Origin of the sequence: Streptomyces sp. AA1529 (genome assembly GCF_000280905.1) — a bacterium.
In the GTDB taxonomy this organism is placed as follows: domain Bacteria; phylum Actinomycetota; class Actinomycetes; order Streptomycetales; family Streptomycetaceae; genus Streptomyces.
On sequence record NZ_ALAP01000015.1, the window covers coordinates 91,321 to 102,883 of the forward strand.

An 11,563-nucleotide genomic window follows, 5' to 3' on the forward strand; every position below is an offset into this window, starting at 1 on the left:
CGGCGAGGCCCCCGGCCCGGTACGGCAGGACCGCTCAGATCTCGAAGACCTCCTTGAGGAGCTGCGCCTGCTCCTCCGCGTGCCGCTTGCCCGAGCCCACGGCGGGCGAGGACGAGGACGGCCGGGAGACGCGGCGCAGCCGGTCCGCGTTCGGCACCGGCTCCGAGCCGATGATCAGGTCGAGGTGGTCGACCAGATTCAGGGCGATGAACGGCCATGCGCCCTGGTTGGCCGGCTCCTCCTGGGCCCAGATGTACTTCTCGGCGTTGGAGAACCGCGCCATCTCGGTCTGGATCTCCTTGCCGGGCAGCGGGTAGAGCCGCTCCAGCCGGATGATCGCCGTGTCGGTCAGCCCGCGCTTGGTCCGCTCGGCGTCCAGGTCGTAGTAGACCTTGCCGGAGCAGAAGACCACCTTGCGGACCTTGGCCGGATCGATACTGCCGTCGTCGACCATGGTGTCGCCGAGGACCGGGCGGAACCCGCCGCTGGTGAACTCCTCCGTCTTCGAGGCCGCCGCCTTCATCCGCAGCATCGACTTCGGGGTGAAGATGACCAGCGGCTTGTGGTGCGGGTTGTGCACCTGCCAGCGCAGCAGGTGGAAGTAGCTGGAGGGCAGCGACGGCATCGCGACCGTCATGCTGTTCTGCGCGCAGAGCTGCAGGAACCGCTCGATCCGGGCCGAGGAGTGGTCCGGGCCCTGGCCCTCGTAGCCGTGCGGCAGCAGCAGGGTGACCCCGGAGGTCTGGTTCCACTTCTGCTCGGCCGAGGAGATGAACTCGTCGATGACCGTCTGGGCGCCGTTCATGAAGTCGCCGAACTGCGCCTCCCACATCACCAGCGCGTTCGAGCGGGCCAGCGAGTAGCCGTACTCGAAGCCCATCGCCGCGTACTCGCTCAGCAGCGAGTCGTAGACGTTGTAGCGGGCCTGGTCGTCGGAGAGGTACAGCAGCGGCGTGTAGTCGTCACCGGTGTTCTGGTCCAGCAGCACGGCGTGCCGCTGGCCGAACGTGCCGCGGCGCGAGTCCTGGCCCGCCAGCCGGACCGGGGTGCCCTCCATCAGCAGCGAGCCGATGGCGAGCGTCTCCCCCATGCCCCAGTCGATCGTGTCGTCCTCGACCATCTGCGCGCGCCGCTGGAGCTGCGGCGTCAGCCGGGGGTGGACCGAGACCCGCTCGGGGATGTTGACCTGCGACTCGGCGATCCGCTTGACGACCTCCTGGCTGATGGCCGTCTCCACGTGCACCGGGAACTCCGCCTGCGGCGCGGGGACCTCGGCCGGTGCCGGCGCCGAGGTGGCGTCCCGGACCTCCGTGAAGACCTTCTCCAGCTGGCCCTGGAAGTCCTGGAGCGCCTGCTCGGCCTCCTCCAGCGTGATGTCGCCCCGGCCGATCAGCGACTCGGTGTAGAGCTTGCGCACCGAGCGCTTGCGGTCGATCAGGTCGTACATCAGCGGCTGGGTGAACTTCGGGTTGTCGGTCTCGTTGTGACCGCGGCGCCGGTAGCAGAGCAGGTCGATGACCACGTCCTTGTTGAACGCCTGCCGGTACTCGAACGCCAGTCGCGCCACCCGGACGACGGCCTCCGGGTCGTCGCCGTTCACGTGGAAGATCGGCGCCTCGACCATGCGGGCCACGTCCGTCGAGTACATCGAGGAGCGCGCCGACTCGGGGGCCGCGGTGAAGCCGACCTGGTTGTTGATGACCACGTGGATGGTGCCGCCGGTGCGGTAGCCGCGCAGCTGCGACATGTTGAGCGTCTCGGCCACCACGCCCTGGCCCGCGAAGGCCGCGTCGCCGTGCAGGGCGAGTGGCAGCACCGTGAAGTCCGTGCCGCCCTTGCCGATGATGTCCTGCTTGGCGCGTGCGACACCTTCCAGGACCGGGTCGACGGCCTCCAGATGGGACGGGTTGGCGGTGAGCGAGACCTTGATCTGCTCGCCGTCCAGGCCGGTGAAGACGCCCTCGGCCCCCAGGTGGTACTTCACGTCGCCGGAGCCGTGCATCGACTTCGGGTCGAGGTTGCCCTCGAACTCCCGGAAGATCTGCGCGTAGGGCTTGCCCACGATGTTCGCCAGCACGTTCAGCCGGCCGCGGTGCGCCATGCCGATCACGGCCTCGTCCAGCCGCGACTCGGCGGCCGCGTCGATCACCGCGTCCAGCAGCGGGATGACGGACTCGCCGCCCTCCAGCGAGAACCGCTTCTGCCCCACGTACTTGGTCTGCAGGAACGTCTCGAACGCCTCGGCGGCGTTGAGGCGGCGCAGGATGCGCAGCTGCTCCTCGCGCTCCGGCTTGACGTGCTGCAGCTCGACCCGGTCCTGGATCCACTTGCGCTGCTTGGGGTCCTGGATGTGCATGTACTCGATGCCGGTGGTGCGGCAGTACGAGTCGCGCAGCACGCCGAGGATGTCGCGCAGCTTCATCATGGACTTGCCGGCGAAGCCGCCGACCGCGAACTCCCGCTCCAGGTCCCACAGGGTGAGCCCGTGCTCGGTGATGTCCAGGTCGGGGTGCTTGCGCTGCTTGTACTCCAGCGGGTCGGTGTCGGCCATGATGTGGCCGCGCACCCGGTAGGAGTGGATGAGGTCGAAGACCCGCGCCGCCTTGGTGACGTCGTCGTCGTGCGAGGCGTCGATGTCCTGGTTCCAGCGCACCGGCTCGTACGGGATGCGCAGCGCCTTGAAGATCTCGTCGTAGAAGCCGTTCTCGCCCAGCAGCAGGTTGGCCACCTGGCGCAGGAACTCGCCCGACGCCGCGCCCTGGATGACGCGGTGATCGTAGGTGCTGGTCAGCGTCATCACCTTGGAGACGCCGAGCCGGTTGAGGGTGTCCTGCGAGGTGCCCTGGAACTCCGCCGGGTACTCCATCGCGCCGACGCCCATGATCAGGCCCTGGCCCGGCATCAGGCGCGGCACGGAGTGCACGGTGCCGATGCCGCCGGGGTTGGTCAGCGAGCAGGTGACGCCGGAGAAGTCCTCCATCGTCAGCTTGTTGTTCCGGGCGCGGCGGACGATGTCCTCGTACGCCTGCCAGAACTCGAAGAAGGTCAGCGTCTCGGCCTTCTTGATGCCCGCCACGACGAGCTGCCGCTCGCCGTTCGGCTTCACCAGGTCGATGGCCAGGCCCAGGTTCACGTGGTCCGGCTTGACCAGGGTGGGCTTGCCGTCCTTCTCGGTGAACGCGTGGTTCATCGAGGGCATCGCCTTCAGCGCCTGCACCATGGCGTAGCCGATCAGGTGCGTGAAGGACACCTTGCCGCCGCGGGCGCGCTTGAGGTGGTTGTTGATGACGATGCGGTTGTCGAACAGCAGCTTCACCGGGACCGCGCGCACGGACGTGGCCGTGGGCAGCTCCAGCGAGGCGTTCATGTTCTTGGCCACGGCCGCCGAGGGGCCGCGCAGCGCCACGTACTCCGGTCCCTCGGCGCTCTCCGCCGCCGAGGCCTTCGCGCCGCCCGGCTGCGCGGGCTGCTGCGCCGCGGGCTTCGCGGGTGCGGCCTGCTTCGGCGCGGGCTGCGCCTGCTTCGGCTGTGCGGCGGCCTGCTTCGGCTCGGCGGCGGGCGCCTGCGCCGGAGCGGGCGCCCCGGCGGGCTGCGCCGCGGCCGGTCCGGACGCGGCCGGCTGCTGGGCCGGGGCGGCCTTGGCGGGCGCCGGGGCGTTGTCCCGGGGGGTGCCCGCGCTGTTCGGCGCCGTGCTTCCGTCGGAGGACTCCGGCTGATAGTCAGCGAAGAAGTCCCACCAGGCTCGGTCTACCGAGTTCGGGTCCTGGAGGTACTGCTGGTAGATCTCGTCGACGAGCCACTCGTTCGGGCCGAACGACGGGCCGGGTTCCTTGCCCGGACCGTCCTTCCGTTCCGTGGTGGTGCTCGATGAGCTGTTGGGGGACTGTGACGACACGGCGGCAACCGCCCTCTTCCGCTTCCTTAGGTGGTGGACAGCGGAAATAAAGGCTACGCCTCTCCGGACGATTGGTGGAGTCCGGGCCGCTCTTGGTCACGTACATCACATCGCGGCGGCGGTTTCGGGGCGGAATTTGGCGGGAATCACTCCCGGTTCCGCCTCGGCACCGGAACCGGGCAGCCCCTATTTCGCGTCTGCGGGGTTTCACCTGCGAGGCTACGTCAAACCTGCGGCTGACTCGTCCCCGGAAGAGTGAGCTGGATCCGGCAACCGCGGGGAGATTCGGCCACTCTGATCCGGCCCCCGTGCAGTTCCACCGCCCACCGGGCTATCGCCAGCCCCAGCCCGGTGCCGCCTCCTGGACTGATCCCGCCGCCCTTGCGCCCGGTGGCCGACTCGGTGCTGTGCGTGCCGTTGAACCGGTCGAAGACCCGGTCCCGCTCCGACTCGGGGATGCCGGGCCCCTCGTCCAGCACCTCCATCTCCAGGCTCCCGTCGCCCTCGGCGGCCGCGCCGGGCCTGGCCCGCACCGTGACCCGGCCGTGCTGCGGGCTGTGCTTCACGGCGTTGTCGATCAGGTTGGCCACGACCTGGTGCAGCCGCTCCGGGTCCGCATAGGCCCGCAGCTCGGGCGGGGAGACGTCCAGATGCAGATGGACGTCCTTGCGGGAGTGGCCCGAGCCCTTGCTCATGTTGGCCTCCTTCAGCACCCCCGCCAGATACGGCCACACCTCGAAGCGCCGCGAGCCCAGCGGCACCACCCCGTTGTCCAGCCGGGAGAGGTCCAGCAGATGGTCCACGAGGCGGCCCAGCCGCTCGGTCTGCGACAGGGCCGTGCGCATCGTCTCCGGATCGGCGTCCGAGACCCCGTCCACCACGTTCTCCAGCACCGCGCGCAGTGCCGCGATCGGGGTGCGCAGCTCGTGCGAGACATTGGCCACCAGCTCCTTGCGGTGCTGGTCGACGGCCTCCAGGTCGGCCGCCATCCGGTTGAAGTTCGCAGCCAGCTCACCGAACTCGTCGCGCCGCTCGCCGCGCACCCGCCGGGAGTAGTCGCCGCCGGCCATCGCCTTGGCCACGCTGCTCATCTCGTCCAGCGGTGCGGTCAGCGACTGCGCCACGAACTGGGTGATCAGCAGCGAGGCCACGATGGAGATGATCGTGATGACGCGCAGCTCGGTCGCCGACTGCACCGCGAAGAGCGCCAGCAGTGTGGTGATCACCACGGAGACGATCACCAGCCAGCCCAGGGCCGCCTTCACCGACCGGTACGGGTCGACCGGCCGCAGGCCTTCCCACAGCTGGCCCCAGGCCTCGGCGCCCTGCCGCGCCGCGGCCCGGCGGCAGCGGACCAGCGCACGGCCCAGGAAGCGGACGACCCGGCGCGCGCACGAGCGGGTGCGCGCCCGGAGGGTGACGGACACGGAAACGGACACCTCGCTCCGCCCTCCGGCCGTCAGGAGCTCTCCGCCGCGGCGCCCGTGACCGGTGCCGGCGCGCCGTCCGGGTTGCCCGGTGTCTCCAGCGCGTAGCCGACCCCGTGCACGGTGCGGATCCGCTCCGCGCCGATCTTGCGGCGCAGCGCCTTGATGTGGCTGTCGACGGTGCGGGTGCCGGAGGCGTCGGCCCAGTCCCACACCTCGGCCAGCAGCTGCTCGCGCGAGAGCACCGCTCGGGGCGAGTGGGCCAGGCACACCAGCAGATCGAACTCGGTGGGTGTCAGGTGCACGTCCTCGCCGGTGACCCGGACCCGCCGCTGCGCGTGGTCGATCTCCAGCTCCCCGAGCCGCAGGATGCCGCTGCGCGGCGTGTGCGCGGCCAGCGTGGCCCGCTCGACCCTGCGCAGCAGCACATGCACGCGGGCCGCGACCTCGCGCATGGAGAACGGCTTGGTCATGTAGTCGTCGGCGCCCACGCCGAGTCCGACCAGCATGTCCGTCTCGTCGTCCCGCGCGGTCAGCATCAGCACCGGCACCGGGCGCTGGGCCTGCACCCGGCGGCAGACCTCCAGGCCGTCGAATCCGGGCAGCATCACGTCCAGCACCAGCAGGTCCGGCTGCCAGGCCTCGGCGGTGTCCACGGCGGCGGGCCCGTCCCCCGCGGTCTGCACCTGGAAGCCCTCGGCACGCAGCCGCCGTGCGAGAGCGTCCACGATGGTGGGATCGTCCTCCACGACGAGGATGCGGCGCTGCGCGCCCGGGGTGGTCGCGGCGGCAGCGCCGCCAGGTGTCTGAGTGGTGTTCTTCTGGTCCATGCGACCCCGCCCCTGTGGCTCTTCCGGCTTTCCTGGGACAGCAGCGTAAGGGCCTGCTACGGGCCTCGGCTACGCCGGTCGGGCCGCGAAGTGGACCACGTCGGGGACGCCTCGGGCGACCGGGATCTCATCCGTCCGAACACGGCAGAAGCCCGCATTGCGCAGAGATCCCTCGAATGCGGACGACGGCTGGGCCGACCACACGGCCAGGATCCCGCCGGGGGCCAGGGCCGCGCGGCAGGCGGCCAGCCCGGCGGGGGAGTAGAGGGTGGAGTTGCCGTCGGTGACCGTCCACTCCGGGCCGTTGTCGATGTCCAGACACAGCGCGTCGAAGCGCGGCCCGGTCTCGGCGGCCCGATGGACGTAGGCCACCAGGTCGGCTTCCACCAGTTCGGTCCGCGGGTCGGCCAGCGCCGGTCCGGAGATTCCGGAGAGCGGTCCGCCGCGGTGCCAGTCCAGGATCGCGGGCTCCCGCTCGACGACCGTCACCCGGCCCCAGTGCGGCTCGGCCGCCGCCTCCGCCAGCGAGAAGCCGACTCCGAGGCCGCCGATGAGCAGCCGCGGGCCGGCTGGGCGGCCCGTCCGGTCCTCCGCCCCCGGGGGAGTCACGGTCCGCCCGGCGTGGTCCTCCCCGCCCCGGGAGAGTGCGTCCAGGGCCGCACGCACCAGCAGCCGTTCCGAGCGGCCGTCGGAGGTGTCCATCAGGAAGCAGCCGTTGGCGATGATCTCGAAGTGTGCGCCGCGCTGCCGCAGGACCACCTCGCCGTACGGTCCCGAGCGCCACTCGAGGGTGACTGTCTCCTCCGGGGCGGCTGAGCGGGACGCGGGGGTCGCGGGGTTCGACATGGGAGCAGCGTAGGACGGCCGTGGTGAGTCGATGAGAATGATCACGTCAATCGCACCCCGGGGCGGTGGCCTCCGCTCGGATCGCCCGCCCCACGCGGGCTGACCACACCACGTCCGGGTGACGCGGCGGGGTGCGCGTCCCCGTTCCGGCGGGCGCAGTCGCGGGTGGCCGGGCGGTCGCCTCCGCGTGCCGGGGAACGACGGGAGGTCCGATCGCTCACGGCGAACGCGCCTCCCTCCTCCTCGGGGAACATCAGCAGCCTCAAAAGCATTGAGCGGGTACTACTCAACTTGCCTGCCTAGGGAGAGATCATGGCTGCTGAGTCCCTGGAGTCCACACCGCTCACCCTGCCCGTGCTGCCCATCGACGCCGAGGACGGTGTCGTGCTGCCGGGAATGGTGGTGCCGCTGGAGCTCTCGGACAACGATGTGCGGGCCGCCGTCGATGCCGCGAAGTCCGCCGCCTCGGACGCGCCCGACGGGGAGAAGCCGCGGGTGCTGCTGGTCCCGAGGATCGAGGGCAGCCATGCGGAGATCGGCGTCGAGGGCCGGGTGGAGCAGACCGGCCGCCTCGCGGACGGCGACCCCGGGGTGCTGATCCGCGGAGTGCGCCGGATCCGCGTCGGTACCGGGACGACCGGGCCCGGGGCCGCCCTGTGGGTCGAGGGCACGCCCGTCGCCGTGCCCGACCCTTCCCCCGCCTCCGGCCGGGGAGCCTCCGAGCCCGGCCAGGTCGCCGAGCAGATGAAGGAGTACAAGGCACTCATCACCGACTGGCTGCGCAAGCGCGGCGCCTGGCAGGTCGTGGACCGGGTGCAGCAGATCGACGACGCCGGCCAGCTCGCCGACAACGCGGGCTACTCCCCGTTCCTGTCCACCGAGCAGAAGCTGCAGCTGCTGGAGACCACCGACCCCGTCGAGCGGCTCCGGCTCGCCATCGGCGCGCTGCGCGAGCACCTGGCCGAGCAGGACGTGGCCGAGTCCATCGCCAAGGACGTCCAGGAAGGGGTGGACAAGCAGCAGCGCGAGTTCCTGCTGCGCCGCCAGCTCGACGCGGTCCGCAAGGAGCTGAGCGAGCTCAACGGCGACCCGGAGGGCGAGGGCGAGGACTACCGTGCCCGCGTCGAGGCCGCCGGACTGCCCGAGGAGGTCGAGAAGGCCGCCCTCAAGGAGGTCGACAAGCTGGAGCGCTCCAGTGACCAGTCGCCCGAGGGCAGCTGGATCCGCACCTGGCTCGACACCGTCCTGGAGATGCCCTGGAACGAGCGCACCGAGGACGCCTACGACATCACCAGCGCCCAGCGCGTGCTGGACGCGGACCATGCCGGTCTGCAGGACGTCAAGGAGCGCATCACCGAGTACCTCGCCGTCCGCAAGCGGCGCGCCGAGCGCGGACTCGGCGTCGTCGGCGGACGCCGCGGCGGAGCGGTGCTGGCACTGACCGGACCTCCCGGGGTCGGGAAGACCTCGCTCGGCGAGAGCGTCGCCCGTGCGATGGGCCGGAAGTTCGTCCGCGTCGCGCTCGGCGGCGTCCGGGACGAGGCCGAGATCCGCGGCCACCGGCGCACCTACGTCGGTGCCCAGCCGGGCCGGATCGTCCGGGCCGTCAAGGAGGCCGGATCGATGAACCCGGTCGTGCTGCTGGACGAGGTCGACAAGGTCGGCTCCGACTTCCGGGGCGACCCGGCGGCCGCGCTGCTGGAGGTGCTGGACCCGGCGCAGAACCACACCTTCCGGGACCACTACCTGGAGGTCGAGCTCGACCTGTCCGACGTCGTCTTCCTGGCCACCGCCAATGTCCTGGAGGCCGTGCCGCAGCCGCTGCTCGACCGGATGGAGGTCGTCGAGCTCGACGGGTACACCGAGCACGAGAAGGTCACCATCGCCCGCGACCACCTGCTGCCCCGGCAGCTGGAGCGGGCCGGGCTGGAGAGCGGCGAGGTCGTCATCGAGGAGCCCGCGCTGCGCAAGCTGGCCGCGGAGTACACCCGGGAGGCAGGCGTCCGCTCGCTGGAGCGGTCCGTGCAGCGGGTGCTCCGCAAGGTGGCGGCCAAGCACCAATTGGGCGAGGCGGAGCTGCCCTACAGCGTCGGGGTGGACGCGCTGCGCGAGCTGATCGGCCGTCCCCGGCACACCCCCGAGGCCGCACAGGACCCGGCCGAGCGCCGCACCGCGGTGCCCGGTGTGGCGACCGGGCTGGCCGTCACCGGAACCGGGGGCGACGTGCTCTTCGTCGAGGCGTCGCTGGCCGACCCCGAGACGGGTGCCTCCGGGCTGACCCTGACCGGACAGCTCGGCGACGTGATGAAGGAGTCCGCGCACATCGCGCTGTCCTACCTCCGCTCCCGCGGCGCGGAACTGGAGCTGCCGGTCGGCGATCTGAAGGAGCGCGGCATCCACCTGCACGTACCGGCGGGCGCCGTGCCCAAGGACGGTCCCAGTGCCGGTGTCACCATGACGACGGCCCTGGCCTCGCTGCTGAGCGGTCGCCAGGTGCGGCCCGAGGTGGCGATGACCGGTGAGGTGTCGCTGACCGGCCGGGTGCTGCCCATCGGCGGCGTCAAGCAGAAGCTGCTGGCGGCGCACCGGGCCGGGGTGACCACGGTGGTCATCCCGAAGCGGAACGAGCCCGACCTGGACGATGTTCCGGCGGAGGTGCTGGAGGGCCTCGACGTCCACCCGGTCTCCGACGTCCGCCAGGTCCTGGAGCTGGCGCTGACCCCCGCGCAGGCACCTGCGAGGGAGGCACCGGTCGCGGCGTGACGGGCGCGACCGGCGCAGAGTGGCCCCCGCCGGACGGCGGGGGCCACTCGCATGCGCGGTGTGACGGAACTGCTCAGCCTCCGTTGGCCAGAACCTTCAGACGGGTCATCGACCCGTTGAAGTAGTCGTGGTCACCCACGGTCGGGCCGCTGGAGGTGTACTGCCAGAAGGTGTAGAAGCCCCACCCGGCCGGGAGGGTGCCCGGCGAGGAGGCGTAGCGGGCGATCCAGAGCGGGTTGGAGTTCCCGAAGGCACTGCTGTTGCCGGTGCACTGGGTCCACCAGCTCGTGGTGGTGTAGATGACCGCGTCGCGGCCGGTCCGCGCCTTGTAGGTGCTGGTGAAGTCCTTGATCCAGTTCACCATCGCGCTCTTGCTCAGGCCGAAGCAGGTCGCCCCGTAGGGGTTGTACTCGATGTCGAGTACGCCCGGCAGGGTCTTGCCGTCCTTGCTCCAGCCGCCGCCGTTGCTGGCGAAGTAGTTCGCCTGGGTGGCGCCGCTGGAGGAGTTGGGCAGCGCGAAGTGGTACGCGCCCCTGATCATGCCCACGTTGTAGGAGCCGTTGTACTGCTGGGCGAAGTAGGGGTTCTTGTAGCTGGTGCCCTCGGTCGCCTTGGCGTAGGCGAAGCGGACCCCGCTGTTCCACAGCGTCGACCAGGCGACGTTCCCCTGGTGGCTGCTGACGTCCACGCCGTGGACCGACGCGAGCAGGCCGGCGCGGTTCTTGTCGGGCTGGGTACCGTCGGTGGAGTCGCCCTCGTGCATCCGCACACCCGCGCCCATCCAGGCTTCGCCGCGCTTGGCGGGCGCCTTGGGATTGCCGCGCAGGCCCGCGGTGCTCTTGGCCGATTCCGAGGCCTTGCCAGGTGTCGTGGCCTTGGCCGACTTCGTACCGCTGTCCCCGTTGCCGGAAGCGGCCGAGGCCGCGCCCGGAAGTGCCAGGACGAGTGCGAGAAGGGAGACGAACATCCCGATGACAGCCGCGATTCCGCGTCTGCGACGGGCCGTACCGGATCTGAAGCTGGGCATCGCTGCCTCCGGAGCCTCGGTGGTGGGGGTCTGGTACGTACGTAGTATTTACCGATGTGGGGGGTTTTGCTCTGCGACGCGCGGGAGCAACAACACGCCACTGGTGTGGTCATGTCAGGACGAAGGTACGCGCGTAGACCGGCCACGCGGAAGACGCCCCGCCCGCTGCCGTTGGTCTACTCCTGCGAAATACTGGCGGAGCTGCGACTATCGGGCTCGCTGGAGATAAGTTTCTTCATGGAAAACGCCGGAGGCACCACTGACGTGCACAAGAAGTCCACAGACCCCGCGGGCCACGAGGACCCGGCAGCGCCGTTCGGCCCCGAATGCCTCGACGTCGAACGCGAGTTGGCCGTCTTTCTGCGCCGCGCCCGCGCCTCCTCGGGCGAGATGGCCCGCCAGGTCCACCCCGACCTGGAACCCGCCGCCTACGGACTGCTGGTCCGCCTCGAGGACGCGGGCGAGCAGCGGGCGACCGAACTCGCCGCCTACTTCGGAGTCGGCAAGGCGACGATAAGCCGCCAGCTGCACGCGCTCCTGCAGCTCGGCCTGGTGGACCGGCGCACCGACCCCGCGGACCGGCGCGCCTCGCTCGTCCGCCTCACCGCGGAGGGCCGGGAGCGGTTCACCCGGGTACGGGACGCCCGCCGCCTGTCCTACGCCCGCAAGCTCGCCGCCTGGGACCGCATGGAGATCGCCGAGCTGGCCCGCCTCCTCCACCGCCTCAACTCGCTGGCCGACCAGGACGAGTAGCCGCCGGCGTCGGAAGCCGCGC

General features: G+C 70.9%; 7 protein-coding genes. 2 read left to right on the forward strand and 5 right to left on the reverse strand.

The annotated features are described in order from the left end of the window. Positions 1 to 34: 34 nt before the first annotated feature. The 4 genes from A949_RS0103185 to A949_RS0103200 form a co-directional block, all read right to left on the reverse strand. Positions 35 to 3,895 carry a multifunctional oxoglutarate decarboxylase/oxoglutarate dehydrogenase thiamine pyrophosphate-binding subunit/dihydrolipoyllysine-residue succinyltransferase subunit gene (locus A949_RS0103185; RefSeq protein ID WP_019354558.1) on the reverse strand — a complete coding sequence of 1,287 codons (3,861 nt, stop codon included), beginning with the start codon at positions 3,893 to 3,895 and terminating at the stop codon, positions 35 to 37. 224 nt (positions 3,896 to 4,119) lie between these two features. Continuing rightward, entirely contained in the window at positions 4,120 to 5,265 is a 1,146-nt protein-coding gene (locus A949_RS32295) for a sensor histidine kinase (RefSeq protein WP_051019380.1), read from the reverse strand. Between the two features lie 89 nt (positions 5,266 to 5,354). Beyond that, entirely contained in the window at positions 5,355 to 6,152 is a 798-nt protein-coding gene (locus tag A949_RS0103195; protein WP_019354560.1) for a response regulator transcription factor, read from the reverse strand. A 69-nt stretch (positions 6,153 to 6,221) separates the two neighbouring features. Further along, on the reverse strand, positions 6,222 to 6,998 hold the full coding sequence (locus A949_RS0103200; RefSeq protein WP_026004297.1) for a spermidine synthase: 777 nt from the start codon (positions 6,996 to 6,998) through the stop codon (positions 6,222 to 6,224). 312 nt (positions 6,999 to 7,310) lie between these two features. Between A949_RS0103200 and lon the strand changes: the two genes are divergently transcribed. Continuing rightward, positions 7,311 to 9,761 carry an endopeptidase La gene (gene lon / locus A949_RS0103205; protein WP_019354562.1) on the forward strand — a complete coding sequence of 817 codons (2,451 nt, stop codon included), beginning with the start codon at positions 7,311 to 7,313 and terminating at the stop codon, positions 9,759 to 9,761. 73 nt (positions 9,762 to 9,834) lie between these two features. Here lon and A949_RS0103210 read toward each other — a convergent pair whose 3' ends face one another. Beyond that, positions 9,835 to 10,788 carry a lysozyme gene (locus A949_RS0103210; protein ID WP_026004298.1) on the reverse strand — a complete coding sequence of 318 codons (954 nt, stop codon included), beginning with the start codon at positions 10,786 to 10,788 and terminating at the stop codon, positions 9,835 to 9,837. A gap of 237 nt (positions 10,789 to 11,025) precedes the next feature. Between A949_RS0103210 and A949_RS0103215 the strand changes: the two genes are divergently transcribed. Next, positions 11,026 to 11,541: a MarR family winged helix-turn-helix transcriptional regulator gene (locus A949_RS0103215; protein WP_078534003.1), complete on the forward strand. Its 516-nt coding sequence runs from the start codon at positions 11,026 to 11,028 to the stop codon at positions 11,539 to 11,541. Positions 11,542 to 11,563: the final 22 nt, after the last annotated feature.